The organism is Pasteurella oralis (assembly GCF_042681465.1).
Classification (GTDB): domain Bacteria; phylum Pseudomonadota; class Gammaproteobacteria; order Enterobacterales; family Pasteurellaceae; genus Pasteurella; species Pasteurella oralis.
On the sequence record NZ_JBHUFP010000010.1, the window covers coordinates 1 to 24,793 of the forward strand.

The 24,793-nt window shown below is 35.5% G+C and carries 24 protein-coding genes and 1 pseudogene; 13 read left to right on the top strand and 12 right to left on the bottom strand.

Annotation, left to right across the window (positions count from 1 at the left end):
• Both ACFSAV_RS07540 and ACFSAV_RS07545 read left to right on the top strand, forming a co-directional pair.
• The coding region (locus ACFSAV_RS07540; RefSeq protein ID WP_379098058.1) for a ShlB/FhaC/HecB family hemolysin secretion/activation protein at positions 1-246 on the top strand (246 nt) is incomplete at its 5' end.
• A 757-nt stretch (positions 247-1,003) separates the two neighbouring features.
• Positions 1,004-2,194 carry an MFS transporter gene (locus tag ACFSAV_RS07545; RefSeq protein ID WP_379098061.1) on the top strand — a complete coding sequence of 397 codons (1,191 nt, stop codon included), beginning with the start codon at positions 1,004-1,006 and terminating at the stop codon, positions 2,192-2,194.
• A gap of 294 nt (positions 2,195-2,488) precedes the next feature.
• Here ACFSAV_RS07545 and toxA read toward each other — a convergent pair whose 3' ends face one another.
• The 8 genes and pseudogenes from toxA to ACFSAV_RS07585 form a co-directional block, all read right to left on the bottom strand.
• Complete coding sequence (gene toxA / locus ACFSAV_RS07550; RefSeq protein ID WP_379098064.1) at positions 2,489-6,346, bottom strand: dermonecrotic toxin ToxA; 3,858 nt, start codon at positions 6,344-6,346, stop codon at positions 2,489-2,491.
• A 732-nt stretch (positions 6,347-7,078) separates the two neighbouring features.
• Positions 7,079-8,524, bottom strand: coding sequence for a ParB family protein (locus tag ACFSAV_RS07555; protein WP_379098067.1), 1,446 nt, complete (start codon positions 8,522-8,524; stop codon positions 7,079-7,081).
• A gap of 1 nt (position 8,525) precedes the next feature.
• Positions 8,526-9,067, bottom strand: a pseudogene (locus ACFSAV_RS07560) (DnaB-like helicase C-terminal domain-containing protein); the annotation flags it as partial.
• A complete protein-coding gene (locus tag ACFSAV_RS07565; RefSeq protein WP_379098073.1) occupies positions 9,057-9,893 on the bottom strand; it encodes a DnaB-like helicase N-terminal domain-containing protein in 837 nt (278 codons plus the stop codon). The pseudogene ACFSAV_RS07560 and the gene ACFSAV_RS07565, both read right to left, overlap by 11 nt.
• Before the next feature lie 14 nt (positions 9,894-9,907).
• The gene (locus ACFSAV_RS07570) at positions 9,908-10,714 is read right to left on the bottom strand and encodes a ParA family protein (RefSeq protein ID WP_379098076.1); all 807 of its coding nucleotides are present in this window, start codon (positions 10,712-10,714) and stop codon (positions 9,908-9,910) included.
• Positions 10,715-11,010: 296 nt separating this feature from the next.
• Positions 11,011-12,033: a site-specific integrase gene (locus ACFSAV_RS07575; protein ID WP_379098079.1), complete on the bottom strand. Its 1,023-nt coding sequence runs from the start codon at positions 12,031-12,033 to the stop codon at positions 11,011-11,013.
• 32 nt (positions 12,034-12,065) lie between these two features.
• Entirely contained in the window at positions 12,066-12,974 is a 909-nt protein-coding gene (locus tag ACFSAV_RS07580) for a BRCT domain-containing protein (RefSeq protein ID WP_379098082.1), read from the bottom strand.
• Positions 12,975-12,978: 4 nt separating this feature from the next.
• The gene (locus ACFSAV_RS07585; protein WP_379098085.1) at positions 12,979-13,554 is read right to left on the bottom strand and encodes a phage repressor protein CI; all 576 of its coding nucleotides are present in this window, start codon (positions 13,552-13,554) and stop codon (positions 12,979-12,981) included.
• A gap of 125 nt (positions 13,555-13,679) precedes the next feature.
• On the opposite strand from ACFSAV_RS07585, the gene ACFSAV_RS07590 reads away from it, so the two are divergent.
• From ACFSAV_RS07590 to ACFSAV_RS07630, 9 genes are read left to right on the top strand one after another with little or no spacing between them, the layout of a single operon-like run.
• Positions 13,680-13,892, top strand: coding sequence for a hypothetical protein (locus tag ACFSAV_RS07590; RefSeq protein WP_379098088.1), 213 nt, complete (start codon positions 13,680-13,682; stop codon positions 13,890-13,892).
• A 50-nt stretch (positions 13,893-13,942) separates the two neighbouring features.
• Positions 13,943-14,302 carry a hypothetical protein gene (locus ACFSAV_RS07595; RefSeq protein ID WP_379098091.1) on the top strand — a complete coding sequence of 120 codons (360 nt, stop codon included), beginning with the start codon at positions 13,943-13,945 and terminating at the stop codon, positions 14,300-14,302.
• A 30-nt stretch (positions 14,303-14,332) separates the two neighbouring features.
• On the top strand, positions 14,333-14,662 hold the full coding sequence (locus ACFSAV_RS07600) for a hypothetical protein (RefSeq protein WP_379098094.1): 330 nt from the start codon (positions 14,333-14,335) through the stop codon (positions 14,660-14,662).
• Positions 14,646-14,849 carry a hypothetical protein gene (locus tag ACFSAV_RS07605; protein WP_379098097.1) on the top strand — a complete coding sequence of 68 codons (204 nt, stop codon included), beginning with the start codon at positions 14,646-14,648 and terminating at the stop codon, positions 14,847-14,849. The genes ACFSAV_RS07600 and ACFSAV_RS07605 overlap by 17 nt, the downstream gene beginning before the upstream one ends.
• A 16-nt stretch (positions 14,850-14,865) precedes the next feature.
• Positions 14,866-15,315, top strand: coding sequence for a hypothetical protein (locus tag ACFSAV_RS07610; protein WP_379098100.1), 450 nt, complete (start codon positions 14,866-14,868; stop codon positions 15,313-15,315).
• Position 15,316: 1 nt separating this feature from the next.
• Positions 15,317-15,589, top strand: a complete 273-nt coding sequence (locus tag ACFSAV_RS07615; protein ID WP_379098103.1) for a hypothetical protein — start codon at positions 15,317-15,319, stop codon at positions 15,587-15,589.
• Between the two features lie 48 nt (positions 15,590-15,637).
• Positions 15,638-18,034, top strand: a complete 2,397-nt coding sequence (locus ACFSAV_RS07620; RefSeq protein ID WP_379098106.1) for a replication endonuclease — start codon at positions 15,638-15,640, stop codon at positions 18,032-18,034.
• A gap of 3 nt (positions 18,035-18,037) precedes the next feature.
• On the top strand, positions 18,038-18,283 hold the full coding sequence (locus ACFSAV_RS07625) for a hypothetical protein (RefSeq protein ID WP_379098110.1): 246 nt from the start codon (positions 18,038-18,040) through the stop codon (positions 18,281-18,283).
• 44 nt (positions 18,284-18,327) lie between these two features.
• Positions 18,328-18,870, top strand: coding sequence for a phage N-6-adenine-methyltransferase (locus ACFSAV_RS07630; protein WP_379098113.1), 543 nt, complete (start codon positions 18,328-18,330; stop codon positions 18,868-18,870).
• A gap of 96 nt (positions 18,871-18,966) precedes the next feature.
• Here the strand turns inward: ACFSAV_RS07630 and ACFSAV_RS07635 are convergent, their stop codons facing one another.
• From ACFSAV_RS07635 to ACFSAV_RS07650, 4 genes are all read right to left on the bottom strand, one after another.
• Positions 18,967-19,206 carry a hypothetical protein gene (locus ACFSAV_RS07635; protein WP_379098116.1) on the bottom strand — a complete coding sequence of 80 codons (240 nt, stop codon included), beginning with the start codon at positions 19,204-19,206 and terminating at the stop codon, positions 18,967-18,969.
• 279 nt (positions 19,207-19,485) lie between these two features.
• Positions 19,486-19,755 carry an ogr/Delta-like zinc finger family protein gene (locus tag ACFSAV_RS07640; RefSeq protein ID WP_379098118.1) on the bottom strand — a complete coding sequence of 90 codons (270 nt, stop codon included), beginning with the start codon at positions 19,753-19,755 and terminating at the stop codon, positions 19,486-19,488.
• A gap of 81 nt (positions 19,756-19,836) precedes the next feature.
• Complete coding sequence (locus tag ACFSAV_RS07645; protein WP_379098468.1) at positions 19,837-20,814, bottom strand: phage portal protein; 978 nt, start codon at positions 20,812-20,814, stop codon at positions 19,837-19,839.
• A 62-nt stretch (positions 20,815-20,876) separates the two neighbouring features.
• Positions 20,877-22,688 (bottom strand): terminase ATPase subunit family protein, encoded by a 1,812-nt coding sequence (locus tag ACFSAV_RS07650; protein ID WP_379098121.1) that lies wholly within the window; start codon positions 22,686-22,688, stop codon positions 20,877-20,879.
• Positions 22,689-22,879: 191 nt separating this feature from the next.
• On the opposite strand from ACFSAV_RS07650, the gene ACFSAV_RS07655 reads away from it, so the two are divergent.
• Positions 22,880-23,767 (top strand): GPO family capsid scaffolding protein, encoded by an 888-nt coding sequence (locus ACFSAV_RS07655; RefSeq protein WP_379098124.1) that lies wholly within the window; start codon positions 22,880-22,882, stop codon positions 23,765-23,767.
• 3 nt (positions 23,768-23,770) lie between these two features.
• Positions 23,771-24,778, top strand: coding sequence for a phage major capsid protein, P2 family (locus ACFSAV_RS07660; RefSeq protein WP_379098127.1), 1,008 nt, complete (start codon positions 23,771-23,773; stop codon positions 24,776-24,778).
• Positions 24,779-24,793 lie beyond the last annotated feature (15 nt).

Genomic DNA, 24,793 nt, shown 5'->3' on the forward strand with positions numbered 1-24,793 from the left:
GATTATGTGCAAGAAATCGCAGCGGCTTTTGGTTCGACGGTAATGTATTCGGGGCGAAGTGAGAATAGCAAGGTCACACTTTCTCGTTTAGTGTTTCGTAATGCGCAACATAAAACCACCCTTTCAGGCGCATTATGGGCAAGAAAATCACATAATTTTATTAACGATGAAGAAGTGAGGATTCAGCGTAAACGGACGGGGGGATGGGAAGTAGTTATTATGCGGAAGTACCGAATGCAAAAATAGATAGGGAAAAACGAGAGAGATTTATAAAAATTTGGGGGAGCCAAGTTCAAATGAGTACAATCCATCTTCACCCAAATTAGTTAAACCAATAAATAGTAAAGAGCATGGAACATATGATGAAAATCCATTTTAAACTAATATATATCAGTTCAGTATATTTTTATTATCAGGTTGCTATCCTTGTAAATTTTTAGATTGGAATTGTAATCAAAGTATAGCAGATACAAAATGGTATAAAGCGTCTCTTTTGTGTGAAAAAGAGCAACAAAAAGCTGCAAAAAAGATATTATAAGGAAAAATATACAGAAGATGTAGATATTTACATTATAGATAAGTGCATTATTTATAATGGGAAATATGAATTTATTTCAGATTCTAAATTCAAACAATAATTGAATAATTTTTTGTATTATGGATAAATAAGAAAAGTGCGGTCAGTTTTGAATGAGTTTTTGGTTTTGAGAGATTAAGCACGTTTTTATATGACAAAGTAAGAGCGAAACTAGATGAGGTTTCTGTTTAGCGTTTCAAGCCTTTTAGGCCTTTTTTTCCTTTCATAAGGAATCAAAATTTCCTTTTTTAGTAAGCCCACTCCACTTCGGTGGAGTGGTTTATCCTTAAAAAATTACCCTTATTCCTTTGGCCATTTTGGTGATGATGAATTTCATCTGATTGATGGAAATGCATTAAGGGGTTGGAAAGATAGAAACCTATCTCAATTCTAAACTTATATTATTAATATTAAGGAATTGTAATAATGAATAGAAACTTTTTAATTTTTATTATCAGCTCTGCTTTAACATTATTAAGTGTAGAAATTTTTTATATTGCAATTCCTTTAACTGTTTTAGCATTAGGCTATTCTGCTGTACAAACAAGCTGGTGTACTTTTGCTTTCTTTTTACCTGTTATTTTAGTCAAGATATTCATATCTCCAGTAATTGAAAATAAAGAAAAGAAATTATTATTGTTGAATAGTGAAATTTTTAGAGGATTAATCATTTTCATTTTTATAGTGACTTTGTTTTTGATGAAAGACAGTAACTCTCTTATTTGGTTTATAATTCCAATATCTTTTCTATTTGGCTTATTTACTACATTAACAGAAATAACAGAACCAGCTGCACTAAAAAGCTTGTTAACAGGAAAAGATGCAGCACCAATAATTAGTAAGTATGAGATTAGAACAAGAGGGGTTCAGCTTTTAGCTCCTACATTGTGTGGTATTCTTATATCATTTGACTTGTCAGCTCCTTACTTGTTAGCCTTTCTAATATCATTCTTATCTATACTCTTATTATATCAATTAAATTTATCAATGCCTTATGGGAATTCTAATGCTTCAGTGAATTTAATTAAGAGTATTTCTGAAGCAGCTATTTGGATAAAAGAGAATAAATTATTTCTAAGAATGGTTATGTTGACAGCTATTAATAATTTCTTACATCCTATTTTATATTTAACAATTATATATCAATTGAGCTTTAATAATGTAGGATTTGATATTACAGGCTATATATTATCTGGATTGGGTGTTGGAGGGATAATAGGGAGTATAATATCAAACCCTTTGTCTAAAAAGTTAAGTTTTAGCCAGTTAGTTATAAGCGTGAATATATTACGAATTTTTGTTTTTGCTGGTTTCATATTTTTTCCTACAGCGTGGGGATATTTTGTATTCTTCGTATTTAAAGCTATACTAGGGGGAATATGGAATGTTTGTTACAATGTTTATACTATTCAGGAAATGCCTCATGCTTATGTGGCTAGAATATCTGGTCTTAGTGGTTTAATCATAAAGATATTTACTGCTATAGCAAGCCTTCTCGCGGGATATTTTATTAAGTATTTAGGCGTAGATAACGTATTGTATTTTCTAGTCCTATTAACTGTTGGGATGTTCCTGTTTACATTGAATATCAAAAAGTACACTATTAATAAAGATTAGTTTTTATTCTATGTCAGTATAGCCATTGTAAAAGAGAGTTAGAGTGAACCGTCCCTAGCTCTTTTTTATTTTGAAATCATCAACTAATTTAATTGAAAAATTTTAAAATATAATTTTTACCCTTTAATAGTAAATAACCTTTTTAGGCAATGAATTTATTATATATCCAAGAAAGTTATATTGGTAATAACATTTGATTTTATCTATCTCATTGATTTTGATTTTTTTACTTAATAATTCTTGAAAGAAAATTAAAGCCTTATAATATAAGGCTTTAATACAGTCTTTAATTAGTTATAGTACTCTTGTTAAGCGAGGCTTTGTGAAAAGAGGAGGCATGAAGAGCGCTAACATATTTCCTTTTTTACTAACATATTCCACAAAGGGATTAATAGCCCGATTTCTTTGAGCTATTTCTAAAGCCCAATCATCGACAGGCAGTATCAGGATAGTTGTATCTAATTGGTCATGTACAAATTGCAGATGTGAAGCATCCACGGCAAACTCTTTACCAGCAAATTTAAAGGAAGCAGTAGTGTGCATCTGATGTGAAAATTCCATCCCGCCTTCACGTCTCCACCAGGTAATAGAAGCGCCCATCCCAGTTTCTAACCCCATATCTTTAAGGCGGGCAGCTACTTTAGGGCTTACTGAATCACAAGAGCCAGCCTCCATACACACTAAACTATTCATTTCCACATCATTTTTTATTGCATCAATCTTTTGCATTAATTTTTCCCTTAAATCTTCAGAAACTGAATTCTCTAGAAGAGGTAAGCGACTTTGTTCTGTTGGAAAACCTGCCGTCAATTTAAATTGCTTTAATCCAAGAATCTTACCTTGTGGAGGAGTTAAGACTTGCCAATTTTCTAACTCTGTAACTTCAATAGGAACTCTGCTTGAAGCTACATCTGGAAGAAATTGCCATGCACCATCGCTATCTACTACAGTTGCAGGTATTTTTAAATATTGAACTAGTCCTGGCATAGGACGACCTGTCCCAGGCGTGCTGTTGAGCAGAGAACTATCAGCAAATACAACAAATTTTTGACCTTCTCGATCTAGTTTTTCAATTGCTTCAGCTATTGTATTTCCTTTATAATATAAAGACTTATAAGGGTTATTAAATGGCGGAACAGAATTATCTGAATGCCCTATAGCTCTAAATTTTATATTATTATCTTTTGCTGATTGCAGAAGCTTTCTGAAAGCACCATTAATATCTCCTTTATCTAAGTTAAATAACATGGCATCAAGTGTTTTCCATTCATTACTTCCTTGTAAGAATTGAGAGATTTCTTGTTGCACAATATCATACGGTAAATCAGATATAGCAATTTCGGTTAGTCCATTATCAATGAATGTGGTTAGATTATTTAGGAAAAAGTCAATACTTTCTGAAGAGTTTTGGAATGCCACACCTCTATAGGTATTCATACATTTTTCTATGCGTTCATTAATAGACATTGCAGCAAATTGTTCATCATAATTAATATCTCCATAAATAGCATCCCAAGGTGTATAATCAAAACTTTCTGTAAGTAACATCGTATTTTCCATTAAGGATAGTCGATCAGAAACAAGAGTATTGAAAAAGTTACGTGTGGCAAAGGCCTGCTCAAATCCTAAATCACCTTGTACCTCTTGAAGCATACTGAAAAAAGTGAAAGGATATAATTCGTAAGGTCCTCCAATCTGGTTTGAATATGGAGAAATGCTGTAAAACATTTCTTCATAGCTATGTCCAATATAAAGGCTATTTTCTATGATACGACACTTACTTAACATCCCCTTACTCTGCGATTCGCGTAATAAACCAGGCAGTAATGCGCTATTACTTTCTTCGTTCCAGCTTTCATAAGCAGGGAGTTCCCAGTAATTTGTCTGTATTTTATCAAATACAGATATGTCTTCTATTACATATTTTATGGGAAAGTCTATTACCTCTGGAATCGCGCCAGCATATCCGCGAAAAGGCGCTGAAATTACTGTATCTTGCAAGGCAAAGCGTATTAAATCAGCTGTGCTTTCACTAGTTTTTCCAGCCATTTCATTCATGGCTGTACGAAGTAAAAATCGAGCGGCACCAGAACCTTTGTTAGGAATCTGTAGTATTTGTTTTTTTAATGCTTCCATTTCAGGAAGATAAAGCGCTTTTTCTAATTGAGTACGCAGTTCACGAAAAGCATTCAAACGCTCTGAAGAAGGTTGCGATTCTTCATAAAGATCAATAAGCTCCATGAGTTCATGCATTAAACCTTGTCGCTCATCTAAGACATTACTGTTATGTATTCCTTGTAGTTTGGCTAATATTCTTTTATATGATTCTCCAATAGGCTTTCCAATAACGGAAGCTCTTGCTTTTAATACCTCTGGTGTCCAAACACCTTCTAATCCAATACGGAAAGGGCTATAAGGAGAGCCCCCTAATAGTTTAGCATTGCTTACATAGTACGTTTTATTAGTCACTGGATTTATAACTTCACTTACTAAAGAACCTTTTATTTCCTGGAATGTTATAGGATCGATTCTGATAAATTTATTTCCTCCTAATCTTCGCAACATAACTAAAGGTTGATTTTCATTGTTAAGACGTACTAGACGAATTTTATGTAAATTCTTGTCAGTAATTTCTCGAGGAGGATCATCAGGTGAGATCGAATGTAATTCTTCTTCTATCATTTCAAAGCGTTGAGCTAAAGCTTGTTCTTCAGTTAAAAAAGCTGGAATAGCTTCTTCTGTTCTAGAGAAAGAAGATAAAATTTCTGCAGTTTCCGAAATAACTGGAATAAGATTAATTCCTGTGAATAAGGCAGATTGCACTAAAGACCCTATTCCATATTTTCTCTTTTCATATGAATCTCCATTAACTACAATATCTGAGCTAAGTCCTAATGCTGTAGCTGATAGAGCAAAATTAATTGGGATACCTACTGCGGGCACTAACATATCTATTGCAGATAACTGTGAAATAAAAGTTTCAAGTAGTGAAAGAGCATAGTCACGGGCAGCTTCTGAATTTGATCTAATCTGTGCATCACTATCTTCAAGCATTCGCTGTTCTGTTCGCTTCATAATGATGTTGAATAAATTTCCTGTTTCTAAATGTGTCGGACTATAAAGGATGTATTTATTGGCGGGCCACTCAGGAGACTCTTCTGCAATATATTGGAGTGCCTTATCTATACCTGTAAACGTTTCTCCTTCCTGACGTTGTTTTAGTGAGAAATGTTTGCGGAATGCGACCATATGTTTGCTATCTTTTAAATGCCATGCAATCCATTGTTTCAGATCATCTATATTAAGAAATTCAACAAATGGTTGTGTTCCTCCAGGAATGTAAAGTATCACTTTAGTAGTAGGAAGCCCTTTTTGCTCTATACAAATTATATCAATGGAAGGGTATCCATAAATATCTAGTAGAGTTATCTGAACTTCTTCCTTATTGCCATAATATGTGTTACAAACCATAAGAAAGCCTTCATCAGTAAGCGTTTGTCTTGTATATTGCTGAATAGCCATTGCAAGAAATGTATCAGATAACATTTCGGTATAAAGCTGATCATATTTTTGCCAATACTCCATGAAGTATTTTTTAAATTCATCCCATACAGAGCGAGCATAAAGGATATCTGCAATCACTCTAGAATGGCAAATTTGTTCATTTGGTCCCCAAACAGGGTTATATTCTGGACCATAATCATGATCAGGATAATAAGCTCCTTCTTTTCCTACTGAATATATTCCATTATTGGCTAAGTTATTTAGCAGATCCCAATCATCAAAATAACGCTCTACAAAAATATTCATTAGACAGGCATCAGTAACTCGATAGGATTCTGATAAAGAGTTATAATGAAAAACGTTTCCATCGGAACTGTCAGAAGATGAAAAAATATTGAAATATGTAGTTTCAGGATCTATATTTTTCAGGCCTTGTTTTCCAATCCCTTCATTAATAATTCTTTCTACAATCTTTCTTGGATTAGGAGTATCTAGCATCATCTGACCAAAACGATTAATAAAAACTTCTTTCCATTTTATATTGTTTAATTGTTTGTCAGGATGATCAGTACGCAATCTTCTAAAAATTTCATCGGCACTTTTTCCTTTTATATTAAAATCTGAGTTAAAAAAATGTTTTGTTTTCATATCTATAACCTCTATGTTAGTTCATTCCTAAAGTAAGACAATGCTTACTTAATGAACATACTAATATCAATTGGTTATAAGTAAAACATTTTTATTAATTTTTTGTTATAAAAATATTACTTAAGTACTTTCAATATGTACGATTTTGTTATGATGACCACGTTGTGGAGCTTCAAACTAATCTCACAGCCTCCCGTGTAAAACTGAATTTCTGTTGATTGGCTTGAGCTTAGATTGTGTTGTTAATAATAGTCGATATTCATGGGCTTTATTTGATAGAAAATCAGTTCATTTTCAGTAATATTATTAAGCATAACCATATAGCTATATGCGTAAATGTATTACGAGTTTTTGTATTCTTCATGTTTACAGAGGAGGAGTGTGGAATCTTTATACTATTCAGGAAATGCCTTATGCTTATGTAGTTAGAATATCTGGTTTAGTAGTTTAATTATAAAGATATTTACTACTGCAGCGGGTCTTCTCATGGGATATTTTATTAAGTATTTAAGTGTAGATAACATATTGTCTTTTCTATTCTTATTCACCAATATCAAATTAAATACATTTAGAGAGAAAAGATGTGTTGAAGCTCTTTGTTGAAAGCGCAGTTAATAAAAGGTGAGTAAGTGTTGGGTTCTAAAGAATGAACTTTAAAACTATAATCAATAGGATCATGTATTACATGCTCAATGAGATGCATAAAACCACATTCTTCAGCAATATCAATTGTTAATGAATATGCTTCTGTTTTATGGAGCGATTTGGATAGATTTTCCAAATGCTGCTGATTGGTTGGCGGACAAGATTAGCAAATTCCAACGTATTAATACGCGCTTCTTCTCTTTGAGTTTGAGGATTTACACCTGGCGTTAAACCTAAATTTGCTAAATATTCACTCGCCTCAGCTGCAATTTCGCTGATACCTAAATTGACTGGTATGCTATCTTCGACGGATACATCGTCATTTTCATCTGATAGATATGCCTTTGTATTATTTGATGGCATATCATTAAAAGTAGATAGCGTTTGCTCTTCTGACTTTTGGTTATTTTTCTCAATTCTTTCTGCTGGATTTTTGGCATCAGAAGGTGAGACCCTCGTTTCAATAGCTGGCAAAGATGGGGATTTTTCATTATTAGCGATGGTGTGACTTTCGGTAGAACGTTGTAAAATAGCAGGCTGTTTTTCAGCTAATTTACGCAGTTTCTGCTCAGTTAAATCAATATCAAATTTAAATGTTTCGTAAGGGATATTGTAAGAAAATGCTTCGGTGATATTGCCAATTAAAGTATCTTGAACATCATTGATTGTAAATTCGGTAGGCTCCTCATCAAAACTAGAGAGTGTATCCATCCATAGCTGATCAAAGTCAACTGTTGGAAGATATTCTTCCTTATGAATATCCCATGAAGTCATTGCATTTTTGCGAAGATTAAGTAATTTTTCTATTTGTGGTTTACCCAAACCACTTAGCAATACATTAGGGATATGAGGGTATAAATAGACTAAGCATTGTTCCATTCTTACAAGAATAGAATGAGAAATTGGGTAACCATTTTCACCTAATTTTTCAGCCAGTTTGCGATGTGAAAAAAATTCTTGGTATTTTTTCTCATATAATGCTTTTACTTCACGGATACCTAATGCTTTTTCGATAAATGAAAATTCCCCTCGGATATCATTTTCAGCTAAGTGTCCAATCAACACGTTTAGCTGTGAGTTGATATCATCAGCATCACCTTCCCAAGGTTTGAAAATGCATTCAATCGTCCAAAAACGCAGATCTTGCGTTTCTTGGAAAAGTTCATTTAATGCTTGTAAGCGTGTATTACCACCGTCTAATATAGTATAGAAATCATCTTCCGGGTGTTGAGTAATATTCGGTGCATGATCTAAGCCACGTGATTTAATTAGGGCTTTAATTTCCTCATAAGTAGGGTTTTTTGTTTTTCTTGGATTACCTTCATACGGTCTTAACTGTTCTAAAGTAACCGTGACCAAACGATGCTTGTTTTCTATTGTTTGCGATGCAGCTAAATGTTGCGCTTGTACTATTTGCTGATATTCAATGGAATTGTTTGCAATTGGTGGCGTACTTAATGCTGCTAACATTTGTTTTGCTCTTTCTTTTTTACTTTTCTTGACTACAAGTGGATTTTTATTTTTACTCATCATCTTATAATCTCGCTAATTTGTTATATTCATCATCAGGAATGTTCTCAAAAAGAGAATATTCACCTTTAAATTTTGCAAAAATAGTGCCAATAGGACCGTTGCGTTGCTTTGAAATGAGATACTGCGATATTCACTATCTGAGTAGTAGACTTCATCTCGATAAATAAAGAGAATGACATCTGCATCTTGTTCAAGTGGGCCAGAGTCTCGAAGATCAGCAGGCATTGGTCTTTTATCTGCACGGTTTTCTAAGTTTCGGTTTAGCTGTGATAAGGCAATAACTGGGCAACCGATTTCTTTGGCTAGTTTTTTCAGTGAGGTTGAAATACTACTAATTTCTAGATTTCGATGTTTACTGTCTTTGTATGATGGGTCATTCATTAATTGAAGATAATCAATAATAATGACAGCAGGTTTGCCGTATTTGCGAACATTACGTCTTACGCGACTACGTAGCATTTGTGGTGTTAATTCACAACTATCATCTAGTAATAAACGATTTGTCCAATAGTTTTTGATATGCCCGATTGCATCAGCATATTTTTCCCCAATCTATTTGAGTCATATTGACTGCTTGTCTCGCTTTTTGCATTTCAACTTTTGAAATCATGGATAAAAAGCGTTGCATTATTTGCTCTGCGGGCATTTCTAGACTGAAGTGATGTACTGGCTTATTGGTTGATTCTAATGCACTTTTGGCAAAAGTAAGTGATAGTGCAGTCTTCCCCATAGACGGACGAGCAGTGACCATGATGAGATCTCCATCTTGTGCGCCTGTAGTATTAAAGTCGAGGCGCTCAATTCTAAATGGGGTACCCGTAATAATCGAACCATTTTCAGAAGCAATAGTCATTTTATCTATCACTTTCTCAATAGCATCATCTAGAACAACATTTGTTTCACTTTCTATAGAATTTAATGTTAATTCTGTTAAACGCTTTTCAGTTTCTGTGATAAGAAAATTAAGTTTATCTTCTGTATTTACTTTGCGGGCTTCTTTACAAATTAAATCCCCTAATGCATATAAATATTTTGTTTGACTATCTGTTCTCACAATTTTTGCGTAAGCAGAAATATTAGAAATATGTGGAAGATTTTTGATCAGCTCTGCTAAATAAACGAAACTTCCAATTTGCTCTAATTTTCCTTGTTCTTCTAATATGCGGCTGACAGTTAGTAAGTCAGCGGGAATATTTGAAAGCAGTAAGCCAGCAATAGTAGTAAAAATGAGTTTATGAGCAGAAATATAAAAATTATTTTCATTAATAATTAAAGATATTTCATCCCATAAATCATTATTGATCAGTAATCCGCCAAGTACAGATTGTTCAGCCTCATTGGAATAAAGTAATTGAATAGTAGAAGTCATCTTTTCCCCCTTAATTAGAATTTATCTTTCCATTGAGGGAATAAAAGAATACAAAGTTGACGAATGTTTTGCTTTTCTTTCTTGCTATGACGATGTACTGGGAGGGCAAGACTTGCAGCCTCTCGATATGCCACACGAGATGGAATTGTAAAATCGAGCAATTCCATATTTGGAGCATCGTGTTGTGCAAAAAGACTTTTTAAACTTTCGACTACTGATTTGCCATCATTAGTATGATCTAAACAATTGATAATCGCTTTTACTTTAGGAAGTGTAAAATCATGTTTAGTAAATGCTTGTAATTGTTGGTATAAACCCAGAGTGCCACGCATGAATTCTCTTGCTGATAGCAATTCAGGTTTAAGTGGAGATAACACTAAGTCACTGGCCAATACTGACATATCGACAGTAATCCCTCGAGTTCCTCTTGTATCAACAAGGATTAATTCATATTCATGAAATGCTTCAATAAGATCATTAAAGCGTAGCATTTCATCAGGATAATTACGTAAATATGTCGTGATAGTGTCTGTTGGATCATTCGATTGAATGATGTCTAAATGAGTAAATTCAGTTTTTGAGATAATTTGTTCTGCTTCAGTTTCTCGATGAATAAGAAATTCAAAAAGTCCTTTTGGCACAGAGTAATTAAGATGATAGTAAGAGGATAAAGTTGGTTGCACATCTGTATCAATCATTAATGTTTTGATACCTGAGTCAGCACAGAATGCACCGATGTTTGCAACATTAGTGGATTTAGTTACGTCACCTTTAGTGGATATAACAGTTACAACAAACGTATTAAAGTGCGATTTTTTCATAACGAACTCTCTAACTTGAAATTAAAGTGAACTTATGAACAGCTAAGATAGGATTCTTTAGAAGTTTTATATGGTGCCCGAGGCCAGACTTGAACTGGCACGCTTCGAAAAGCGAGGGATTTTAAATACTTTTTAATATTCTTTAAAATCAAATAGTTGTGTAAAAATAATAATTTATTAATAATATATATTAACAAATATTGATTAATATTAGCGGCGACAGCCACCAAAAAAGCCACATTAAAATAGTATTTTTTAAAGAAAAGAACAAGGGATTTTTAAAAATAAATCCCTTTTTAACGTCTGTTTGATGGGTTTGTAAGCGGATTTAGGGATATAGCGCTTTCTAAATGTGATGGCGCGAAGTGTGCATATCTCATTGTCATTTCAATAGTTGAATGTCCTAGAATTTCTTTTAATACAAGAATATTCCCACCATTCATCATAAAATGACTGGCAAAAGTATGACGTAAAACATGCGTTAACTGCCCCTTTGGTAAATCTATGCCAGCTCTTATAACTGCATTTTCAAATGATTCATAAGCGTCACAAAATAAGCGCCCACGTTTTTTTGGTAGCATGTTATATAATTCAGGACTGATTGGGATTGTTCTGTTTTTTCCGCTTTTAGTATTTATATAAGTAATTTTATATGGGATAACTTGTAATTGTTTTAATTGCTCTGCCTCGCTCCAGCGTGCGCCCGTCGCTAGGCAAATACGTGTGATTAAACCTAAATCTTTATTTCTAGAATTATCACACTCATCAATCAAGCGGCGGATCTCGTCGCCATATAGAAACGCAAGTTCTGTATCGTTTTCTTTAAAAAGTGAGATTTCACTTAAGGGATTATCGCCAGACCACTTGCCTAATGACTTTAATTCATTGAAAACCGCACGTAAATACGCATGTTCGCGGTTAACTGTGGATTGTTTAGGTGGGCGTTTAGGATCAGCTGAAAACTTACCCGCAAGCCGTTTTTTTCGATATTCCGCAAAATCTTGCGTAGTAAATTGATTCGCTGGCGGGTCGCCCAAGTGTGTACAAAGATTTAATAATTTATTTAATCGTGCTTGCCCGTCATTAAGCGTTTGCCCGTAGAGTTCGAACCATTCTTGCGCGTAGTGACTTAACGGTGGAAGATCGTTAGATAATAAAACACGAACATTTTCACTTTGCGCTGCATTCTTTGCTTGTTCTTGATTGAAAAAACGTGTGGCTTCCCCTTTCGTAGCAAACCAACGGCGTATGCGTTTGCCGTTGTTATAAAATTCTGCAAGCCATTTTCCGCCTTTTGTATTATCTTTACGTACCGCCATTACCTCAAATCATCCTTATTATTTATAATGCATTATTCTATGATCCATTGAGTTTCAGAAATGATTTTTACTTTATGCGCACGTTTTAATTGATATTGTTTTGCTATTTCAATTTTTTTTCCGTAGCTTTGATACATCCAATCACGTGAATTGAACGAACCTACAATTAAATAATCTAAATCAAGACGAAAATCATCAATAACAGTTGCTCCTTGTGAAATAGCTAAGTTCTTGCATTTTTGTCTTGAACCAAATTTAAATTTACCCGTCAATTGAATAACTTTACCATTTAAATCTAAGTCATTAATTTGATCAAAAAAAGAATCACCTAATGATAGCCCATCAGCGTTTCCTTCCATGTCTGAACCGCTAAAATCCACAAGTAATCTTTTTAACTGTTCTAATTCATTTGAAGATAAGTTTTCAATATCAATACTATTAAAAAAAGAAAAAAACTTACTAGCTAGAGGGTCGTTCTGTAACAATTTATACTCATCTAGCCAATTTGCTAAACATCTTACTTCTTCAATAGCAATATCATTATCAGCAATTAATCCTTTGCATAATCCTTGAAGTTCATTGATTATAATTGCTAGATAGTAGCTATTTATCTCATCTTCTGAAAAATCATCAATAGATTTATTAAATTGCTCTATAACTTGATCTTGTAATAATTCTAATTCAGTAAGTAATCCATCTAATGTTTTATCTTGTAATTCATTGTCAGAATAAGATAAAACTTTATTAGAGAATTGCCTTGCGCTTTCATAAACTTGAGTTGAGAGAGGATTTAAATAGATTGATGAATTGAGTTCTAGTAACCAAGTATCTAAAAATAATGCTTCTGATTTATTCATTGTGAGATCACAGTAAAGTCCTTCAAGAATGCCATTTAATACAGCAAGAAACTTAATGTTAGTTCTTTGGTAATTAGTAAGCATATTTTTAATATTTCTCCATTTTTAAAATAATCTTACCTACAATCTCAATATCATTAACGTCACATTCAAAAGAGAATTTACCGCCATCCACGCGTACTTTGCTGGCTGGCAAAATTGTTAAATAACGAATTAGATGTGAGTTCTCAACAGATATAAAATATTCACCATCAATTAAAGTGCCATATTCTTTATTAGCAAAATAAGTGCATTTATTTTCAGTAATTGCAAAAAGATTGTCATAGTCTTTACGACTATCTAAATTCGGCAACTGGCTAATAAAAAAAGGAATTTCTTTTTGTATGAAAAATTTCCCATTTTCTAAATTGATTGCATGAAAATATTTCATATCACTAGAATCATCAAAAATTGGCTCTATTCCGCATGCTACATAATCTAGTCTAGCACCAGTTTCTTTAACACAACGTATAACAAGTTCAGCAGGGAAAATTCCACGTGAACCCCATGTAGCAAAGGTACTTTGTGGAATAGATAAATGTCTAGCAAGATCTATTTGTTTTGTAAAACCATAGGCTTTTTTGATCCGTTCTATTACTTCCTTACCGCCAACTAAATCATTCATAAAACACCGTAAAACTCAAATGCAATAAAAATCCTCTTGAATATCGCAAATGAAATATAGTATTATTATATTGCAAATGCGATATTCGCCAGTATCCATTAATATTCATTATGAGGTTATACAGTATGACAGCACAAAATGCAATTTGTATAAACATACAGTTGGACGCGCCATTCGTGACGAAAGACGAATATAAGAGAAGAACAGGGCTACCAATGGGGACGATTAACGACCAGTTAAAAGCAGGCAAATTACCAACATTACCGCGTAAGTCGCCAAAAGAAAAAGTACTTATCAATTTAATTGCACTGGCAGCGCAGGCTGCAAGTCAACAATAAAAAACCGCACAAAAGTGCGGTCAGTTTCAAAAAGTTTTAGGGGTAAGACTATGAATAAACAAATCATTATTATCAATTCTTCAACAGATCAACAAAATAGCTCTCAATCGCCTGGGCGATTTGCGGATCTGTTTCAGCAATTACGCTCACTTTCTCGAGAATCTCAACTTCAAGCGAATCAACAAAATGCGGAGAAGTGCGAGCGAGCGCACGAACAAGAGAACGATTTAATGTTTCTAGAAATGCTAGTCGCAAAGTCAATTCGCGCAGATGTTTTTGTGATTCTTCAAGATTTTCTAATGTCTGATCAGTCATATCAGGATTACCTAAATTTAAGAAATGATATTGAGAAAATATGTAAAGAAGAATACAGCAGAATACAAGGGCTTGCAATTAAATCAGTTAAATAGCTGAAAGCGCTATAGTTGAGGGTACTAGTTATGAGTGAAGTAGATCAAGTAAGAGAACGAGTTTTAAAAGATTTTCGACACAAATTAAAACTTAGTGAAAATCGAGTAGAAAGACATTTTGACAAAATGCCGCAAGACGAAAAAGAAATTATTTTCGCACTGGCGGGCATAGAAAAAGAACACTTAATAAGAACTTCGAAGAAGCCAAAATATTTAAGAGATTTTACAGAAAGCGGGCAAATTAAAATTGCGCGTGCTTATAAAAAGATAAGAAAAATCGCGAATAGATTGCCGCAGGGTATCAGTATGAGCGAATTTTCAAAAATTGATAAAGAGGTGCAGTATGCAAACGCAAATTAAAGTAAACATAAATAAAGTAAATGAATTGATGTTCTATTTTAAAGATTCGCACGACGCATATTTAACGTTAGCAAAACGCGCAGAGACAAAATCACAACGAATTATGCATGCAGAAAATGCTAAAAAGTGCCGTCAGTATTATAAAAATGCGGCTGATTTTTCACGTTTAATAAAGCAAGTTCATTAATTAAATAGGTGAAAAAATGGAAAAATTTAATAAAGAAAAAGCATTAACAGGCGAGCCAGTTCGATTGAAAAATGGTTGTAAAGCGTTTGTTAAGTTCGAATTGATGAAAACAGAATCTACATATCAAAGATTGCATGGTTTTTTTATAGATACTAATGGTATTTATGTACATCTTAATTGGAATGAACAAGGGCGTTACTCCATACATCCACATTGTTTAGATATAGCTGGAATGTATGCTGAAAAAGATGATTTTGTGAATATAAAACTCGCAAAACCTTTAAATGCCATAACGGTTATTGAAGGGGAAAGAGTGTTTTATTTATCTGGAAGGGGGATTGAATCATTTATTTTTAATAAAAGATTGATTGGGCATAGCTTAATGTTAAGCAGTGGGGAATTATTTAAAACTGCTGATGGAGCATTGAGTTGGAAAGAATTAAGAAAAAAAGTGCAGGGTAAATAAAATGGCAGAGCAACACATCATAGAACTATCAAATCACTATCAATTAAAAGCAACAGATGATTTTTTAATTCTTTATCAATTGAAATTACAAGATAACGGGACTTGGGCGAGAGTAAAAGCATGCGCTACAAAATCACCAGATTATCTAATTGATACTTTAATCAGATTGGAGCTTCAAAACGAAGAAGTTGCAACGCTTGAAGATATTGCAAAAACAATCAACGCAATGCGCGCAGAACTTAAAGAAGCGATTAATGTTGGTCGTACACAATAAAAATTTTAACTCTTATCATTAATTCATTTCATAATTAAAGGTTTTCTTATGATTAATTCTAATAATTTGCAAGCGGGGGCGAACAATAGCGCGCCCGCTGTATTTAAATGGAATTATGAAGAAAACGCACGTTTAGTTGACGAGCGTCGTCATCAGCAGTTTTTAGAGAAAAAAGCACATTACGACGCTATTCATAAAAATGCATCTTTAATACCGCCAAAATCAGCAAGAACAGAATTACAACTTGAGCTATTTAATACAGCACCAGAAAGCTATGACTTTGTTGAGAAGATGATAGAAAAGCTACCGCGTCAGCGGCAGCGTGAATATTTTCGCAAGCTTTATCTAAAAACATATAGATCAGTAAAAGATGATGGATCGATTGCGTATCGCTTGGGCAATATTCAACGCCGTACAGCTAATATTTTTTTGCGTGATGTTTTAGAAAATCGCTTAAAAAAAGTAATGTCAAACTATCATATAAATGTTTCTTTTTTACTTGCATTTAGTCGTGATTTACCCAAGTGGAAGTTGGATTTAGAAAGTGAAATTGCGCAATCTTTTAATGAAAAAGAACCAGAAATCAAGATTTCACAAGAAATAATCGATCGCATAAATGAAGATTACTACAAGCAGAATGATCTCATTTCACCAGATAGAAACACTAGCGCAGCACAGATCGACGCAAATTTTGAGCAGTATACGAAAAACCAAATTAATAAATCAAAGTTGCCGTTTTATTTAATTACAAAGCAGAAGTTAGAAGAAATCGCAAAAATGATAGCGAGTGCGTTTGAGCAGGAATTAATACATTTTATGTATGATCTTGCGCCAAAAGCAGAAGAATTGGGCGCAAAAGGTGTTAAAGACGCATTTCTAAAACTATATGAAAAATGTGGTTTTGCTTGTTATGAAATGGGATTCCCTGCCCCCTCTTGGGATATGAAAAAAAGCCGCTTGACTGGTGAAAAAATAGATATAGCACTACAAAAAATTAGCTGCGAAAAATATTGGTTAAGGATTCTGAACAGAACACAAAAGAGAATGATTGAGCATGTATCTATTGCATGTGGTGAAGTGCGTAAACAATCAAGTAGTTATATCTCATTTAATGGGTTTAACGGCTGGTTAAGTAAGCAAAAATCAAATCTTGATTATTTACGTTCAATGACTTTAATTAATATTGATAATCCAGAGGAACAGATTGAACTTTTTCAAACATTTTTAAAGTCATCATCAAATCCCAATAATCGCCGCAACGAAATGATGTGCCGTTTGCGAGGCTTAGAAGAATGGGCGGAGCGAGAAGAGCACGAAGCGTTGTTTTTAACTTTAACAGCGCCGTCTTCATTTCATGCAACGCGTAGCACGGGAAATCTTAATAAAAAGTGGCAGGGTGCAAGTCCGCGCGATACACAAGCTTATTTAAATAAAGTATGGCGACAATATCGAGCACTTTTAGCGAAGCGTGGAATTAAATTCTATGGAATGCGCGTAGCAGAGCCTCATCATGACGCTACACCTCATTGGCATTTATTGGTTTATGTAAAATCAGAAGAAAAAGCCGAAGTGATTCGTTTATTCAAGAAAAAAGCGCTTGAACAAGACGGCACTGAACGGGGCGCGTTAAAACACCGTTGTGAAGTAGAGGAGTGCGATAAAGCAAAAGGAAGTGCAACTGCTTACATCGCTAAGTATATTTCGAAGAATATTAATGGTTTCGCACTAGATGGCGAAATGTCAGACGAAGTGCCTAATCTTTCCTTAAAAGAAAACGCACAGCGTGTACGTGCGTGGGCGAGTACATGGGGCATTCGACAGTTCCAATTCTATGGAGGTGCGTCGATCAGTGTTTGGCGCGAATTACGTCGTTTAGTCGCGGGTCAAGCTGATGATGAAATTATAGAAAAAGCCCGTGCTTGTGCTGATGTATCGTGCTTTGCTTCGTATTTAGAGGTTCAGGGTGGCGCAATGGCTATGCGTAAAGATCAACCGATTAAATTAAATTACATCGAAACCGAACCAAATAAATACGGCGAAACTCGTCAGAAAATTGACGGGTTAGAAAACAAAATCAACTTTAGAAAAGTATTAACAAGACTGAAAAAGTGGGTTATCGCAAAAAAAACTGTTTCGCGTAGCGAAACACAAGAAAGCGCGGTACGCGCAACTTGGACTTGTGTCAGTAACTGTAACCGGTCAATTATTGAGCAAAAGATAAAAAACGCAGTCGCGCCGATCTGTTTACCGCTTCACGGGCGACAAATTGAACAATTATTAAGCGGAAAACCGCTTTTATTAAACGAGCGCAACAAAATTCAAGTCGTGAATAATGAGATTGTGATCACAGATCCGCTCAAAGAACGCGTCGAACGCGAGAGCTTGAGCAAATCGCATATTGATCGCTTGCGAGAAATACCAGTTTTTTTAACTAACAAGGGGTAAATTATGGAAAAAGTAGAAATTACAAAAGAGTTTTTTAATTCTTTAATAAAAGATAGAGAAAGATTAGATTTTATTGAGTGTTATAGAGTGAGGATTATTGAAGATAAGCCAGGAGAAAATGGAGGATTCGAATTATCTCATTGTAACGGGAGTGAGTATCCAATTCTAGTAGATCTTGTTTATTCAAGCAATGTAAGGGAGGGTATAGATAGAATGATAGAATATCAAAAAGAAGTGGAAAGAAAATAAAGAGGTGAGTTATTGAATTTTATTGAAGAAAAGGAAATTTAAAAATGAATATTTCTAAAACAAACAAAAACGATAAAGACTTATGGGCTACGCCCTGGTGGCTTTTCTTCTTTGCTGAATATTATTTCGATGTCAAGTTTGATCTTGATGTATGCGCAAGTGCGCATAATACGAAAGTTAAAAAATATATTAACCAAGAGCAAGACACGTTAAAAACTGTGTGGTCAGGGCGATATTGTTGGTTCAATCCGCCGTATTCTAATCCGTTGCCATTCGTTATGCGAGCTGTTGAGATGGCAACGCTACATCGCAAAACAGTTGTAATGTTGCTAAACGTCGATAATTCTACGAAGTGGTTTAATTTATGCGTGCGAAATGCGAAAGAAATCGTGTACATCACAGATAAACGTGTGCCATTCGTACATAACCAAACAAGAAAAGCTGTAGATCAGAATAATAAAGGGCAAATGCTAGTATTGTTCGCACCAGAAAACCCACTAGAAACGCTAAAATCCAGTTACATTTCAATGCAAAAAATGAAAGAAATTGGCGAGAGAATTAAAAATGAGAAAAAGAAATTATTATGATTTATGAACCTTTTAAACATATACCAATATATAAAAAAGGCGGGTATGATTTACCGCCCATGCAACCGAAAAAAGAAAAAGACGATAAAAAAGCCGCTACGTAATGTTAGCGGCTTTATTTAATTTAAATTCTAAATATAATTCACAAAGTATTTTCAAACATTCCGGTCTGCTTAATCCTAATTCTGTGGCAATAATATCAAAATTATTCGCAACTGATGTTGGAAGCTGCATTGTAATTCGCCGCGCAGTACCATTTTCTAAAACTTTTTTATTATAATTAGAAGCAGTTTTTACCCGTAAATTTTTACTATGTTTAGTCATTGCGTTTGCCATAATTTACCCCTTGCTTTTTATTATAACTTTGATTAATATTGGAGCCGTTGGGGGGAGTGCCATTCCCCCCGCAGGGTTATCTAATAACTAATAAGCAGATTTGCTTACCGCTAACAAGATAACTAGGATGATGAACTGAAACCACATATCCTAGCTCCTTTTTTAAGCCCCACTCTACACAGCGTGGGGTTTGCTGTATCTAGCCCCTTGCTAGATGATTTTATTATATTGTGCAATATAATAAAAAGCAAGTGTTTTCATAAAAAAAATCGCTAAATTTTAGCGATTTTCTTCATCTAATAATTTTTTAATTTTTTCTTTATCTTCTTTTGAGAGTTGACTTAGCGTCAACGCTAGCAGCTTATCTTTTGTTAATAGAGATGAGGAAGTGGAGTGGCTAAACTCTAAATTAAAAACGAACTTATGTTGGCATTTTTGATTACGGCAAGAACAATATAGCTTATTAAAATTACTGTGTATTCGATCAGTGCGCGTCACAATTGCTTTAGAGTTGCAAACATTGCAGTAAATATCAAGCGTTCTAGCCATTTAATAATCCTTTAACCATTAAAAAAACTAAGCTTATTCTATCAAAGTACTGTTATTTTATACAGACTAAAAAACGAAAAATTATTCTTTTTTATCGGGTTGTTTAAACTTGATTTTTAATGCGTTTTTAATTTCATAATCAGAATTAATCGCTTCCGCGATTATCTCTTGCAACGGCAAAACTTCATCAGCTTGATACGCTTCACGGATTTTAAGAGGATCGCCAAGCCCAGCGGTATTGACAGGAATAATACCGCTTAGACCTGGTGGAAATCGGTGCGAAGTTAATACATCTTGCGCAGATATGTTTTTAATATTCGCAAATTCGTCTTTTTGTCCCGTATCGCCGATCGGAATGACTTTCAAGCCGTCGGGATGACCGCCGGCGATATTCACAAACATTGATCGGAAGTTGCCGACGCCTTTAGAATCGCGGATTCTTTCCGCGATTTCGTCTTCCATTTCTTCCGTCATATCGGGGTCAGTCGAATAAAGAATAAAGCCCATATGCGCACCGTTTGAGTAGTAACGGCGGCGGAATATCGTTGCGTCAGAGTTTAAAAGTGCAGATGTAATACCGCCTACGTAGTCCGGTGAGCCGTAGATTTGCTGCATTGGGTCATATAGTTTAATAAAAATAATATCGTTTGTGTTGTATTCGTAAATCTCTGCTTTTGTATCATAGAGAGATTTTTTCATTAAATATTTATAATTGCCGTCTTTGCAAACACGCATATAAAGAGACGACAGAACGTGCAAGCGCACGACTTGCCCGAATGCGTTGCGAATTTTTAACAGTGCGACGTCGCCGAATTGAATCAGATTTAAACATAGCGCGCGCATATCAATTTTTGACAGCAAAGACCCGCCCATATATCCCGCGCTAACCATATTTGCGCGGCTATGTAAGATCCCTCCGTGTTGCGCGTTTTGGTGCGGCAACTTAGCGAGCGCGTGGCGGTTGATCGGTGGCATAAAACAATTATAAATATCATCGTGCATAAGCCCCACATAATCCAAGGCTGGCGCGGAAGAATAAGAATAATTTGCACTGTTCATTGAGATAATCGACGTGCTTTTTACATCTTTTTGTTGTGATTTTTGTTTATTTCTCGCCATTTTTACATTCTCCAGCCACGCATTTTACGGCGTGGCTTGTCTGTTAATGATTTATTGTTTACCGCATTCGCAATCGCAAAGAAAACGTCTGCATGTTGTGTTTTTACTGTGCGTTCTGCTGTAAAAGTCATTGTGTTGCCGCTTTTAGTTGATGTGTGTCGAATCATCAAGAAAGACGGCACAATGTCGCTTTCTTTCTCGTCCCATTCTATTTGTTCGTGTTCGACTAAATCATGGACTTTTAAAACCATTTCTGTCTTGCTTTCAGGATTGTAAACAAGCGGCACCGCTTTGCGCCCAGCAAACTCTTTTACTTGTTCGTAAACGCCGTAGCCGACACCTGTCGCGTCGATCCCTATGTACGTCATATTGTATTTTTCAAAGAGCTGCTTAATTTGCGCCGCTTGATACTTATAAGAAAGCCCGTTCCACTGGTAACGTGCTAGAACTCTGTATTTTTCTTTTAATAACGCGGGCGGTGCAACAATCACAAAGCTAGCCCCGTCGCCACTGTGTGCGGGGTCATACCCGCCCCACACTTCACGCCCGCCAAAAGGTCGCACATCGTTCGGGTTGTGATCTTTCCATTTGTTAACGTCAACACAACATTTAAGCAGTTTTTTAATGTTAAAAATTGAATCTGCGTCATCGACCCAAACACACATAAACAACTGGGCGAACGCGTATTTGCTATATTTCTGTTTGAGTGCGTCAATATCGAAAAGCACGCCAGCCCCGCCTTTTAGCGCGTCCTCAATTGTGATGACATAGCGCCATGTGCCGTCGGGGCATACGCGCCCGCCGTCGCGCAATTCATCAAAGCTTGGGAAAACTACATTTTTTCGTCTAGGATCGCCTTCTTTCCACATATCGCCCGACCAGAAGGCATATGCAGGGTGAAATTTCGATGACGGCGTAGAAAAATACGTTTCGCGCCAGTGCTTGTGCGTCGCCATTGCCGACGATACAGTGTTAAATCGCTCAAAGTCGCGAATCCACGCATATTCGTCGCCGTAAACATGACCACTATTACCCTGCGATGTGTTTGCATTTGTTGCTAAAAAGTGCAATTCAGCGCCGTTGCTTAAAACAATAGGACTACCTTTTAATTCAACATCGAAATATTCACGTGCCATTTTTACGATGTACGTTTTAAAAATTTCGGCTTGTCGTTTCGAAGCAGATAAAAATATTTGATTATCGCCAGTAAATATCGCGTCTTCCAACGCTTCAAACGCAAAATAATAAGTCGCGCCAATTTGGCGTGATTTAAGAACATTGCGCACTGAATGATGTTTATTAGCACGGCAATGCTTTTGATAATCGAATAAAGAATCAATGAACGGCTGTACCATTTCTGCAGTAACATGCGAGATGTCATTTTTAGCCCGCTTTTTGCTTTTCTTCTTATTATCGCTGTCGCTGCCGTCGCCTGAATCCGCGAAATCGCCGAAACTTTCTGAAAAAGTGACCGCACTTTTTGCTGTGCTTTGCGCTTTTTTCGCGCGTTGCTTTTTGTATTCGATATCCTTATCGATCAGTGCTTCAAGTTCTTTAATTTCTTGATCTGTTTTATTTTCACGTTCAGTGAGAGTGATAATTCGTAGCGCGATCAATTCTTCAATGCCGTTTTCATTAATCAGATTGCGCCAGTTATATTTTTCCGCCCAATAGTAGATCGGGCGCGCTGAATTTAAGCCAAGTTCTTTCGCTATTTCATTCGGCGTCCACTTCTTCAAATAAAGAAATTTAGCCGAATAAATCAATTCATCGTCATAACGTTTTGTTTTTCTTATTCTAAGTTGTGCCGTCATTTATGCTCTTTTTTATAGTTTTTAGGGCTATTTTGACAGTAAAGCAGGGGTAGAAAAGTAAGAGAAAATAGGCTATGGACGGTTATTAATGATAGTAGAGTAATATCAGAACATATCCGAATTTAATCACATGATTTCTGAAAAAAAATCAGGAAAACTAACATCAATTACATGAAATTTTAGGTGTAAAAATGGGAAATAAAACCGAATTAATTACAGATTTTGTATGCGTCGCGACGTCTGGTAATACAGTCGATGGGCGCCATATTTCAGCGCAAGATCTTAAAGAAATGGCAGAAACATACGATCAAGCAAAATATACAGCTGTAATCTGGTGGGAGCATTTTCGCTGGCGAAATTTCGGGCGTGTCGTTGAAGTGAAAGCAGAAGACGGCGACGACGGAAAAACGCGTTTATATGCCCGCATTGCCCCGTCACTTGAAATGATCGAAATGAATAAAGACGGGCAAGGACTGTTTACAAGTATTGAAATCACGCCGAACTTTGCGAATACGGGTAAAGCGTATTTAAGCGGTTTAGCGTTTACTGATCAGCCAGCAAGTCTTGGCACAACGCAACTAAATTTTTCAAAGCGTATTAAAGATGAAAACGTAAAAGTAGGCAATTGCGAGCAATTAGACTTTTCAAAAGTTACGTTTTCAGAAGATGAAACGCGCGAAAGTCTTTTAAATAAATTTTTTAATCTTGGGAAAAAACTGTTTAGCGCTGAAGAAGTCGCAACAGCAGAAAATCCCACAATCAATCCCGACAATAATAATAAAAAAGAGGAAAACGAAATGACCGAAGAACAGTTCAACAAGTTGATCGGCGCGGTACAAGGCTTGGGCGAGAAAATCGACAAGCATTTTAATGTACAGCAACCAGAACAACCAGCGGCAGAGCCAAAAGCGGAAGAAAAACCGGCAGAAACAGGCGTGACCGCAGAGCAATTCAACAAGCTTATGCAACAAGTAGAAGATTTAGGCAATAAGTTTAATCAAGCGTTAACGCAAGAAGTGACACAAGTGCCAAATGGCGCACCAGCGTCACAAGAGTTCACTTTAAAGAAAGGAATTTAAAAAATGGATAAAAGCAAGTTTTATTCTTTCGTTAAAGCCGTCGCTGCATATTACAACGTCCCAGTTGAAAGTGTTTTGCGTGGCGAATCATTCAGTTTGGAAGCACCACAGGCTGCATTGTTGGGCGAAAACATTCAACAGAGATCAGATTTTTTAAGCAAAATCAATATGTTTTTTGTTGAAGATATCAAAGGTAAAAAATTACTTGGTGCGACTGAAAAAGGTATTACAGGGCGTAAAAAAGACGGTCGTTATATTGCGAAACTAAATCACGATCAATTTGGTTATGACCTTGCGGAAACTGATTCAGGGATCATCGTACCGTGGCAGATGTTCGATTCTTTTGCACGTAATTATGAAAAGTTAGAAGAATTATATGCGGAATTTGTGCAAACACAAATCGCACTTGATATTTGTCAAATCGGTTGGCACGGTACAAGCGTTGCAGAAAATACAACCAAATCCGATCTCTCTGATGTGAATAAAGGTTGGTTGACGCTATTAAAAGAGCAGAAATCAGAAAACTTTATGACAGAAGGCACACAAAGTGGAAAAATTCGCATTTTTGGCACAGGGGCAGACTATGACAGTCTTGACGATCTGGCGTCAGATTTAAAACTTGGGTTACATCAACGCCACCGTGACCGCAACGATTTAGTGTTTCTCGTTGGTGCTGATTTGGTGAGTAAAGAAACGAAACTCATTAATAAAAAGCACGGCTTAACACCGAGTGAGAAAGCTGCACTTGGCTCACATAACTTGCTAGGTAGTTTTGGCGGTATGAATGCGATTACCCCGCCGAACTTCCCCGCGCGTGGCGCTTGTGTGACAACGCTTAGAAATTTGAGCGTTTACACTCAAACAAAATCGGTGCGTCGTTCTTTACGTAATGACGAAGATAAAAAGGGAATTATTAACTCTTATTATCGTCAAGAGGGCTATGTTGTCGAAGATCTTGGCTTAATGACTGCGATCGATCATAGCAAAGTGAAGTTTGAAGGTGAAAACTAAAAAAGTTTGAGTGTT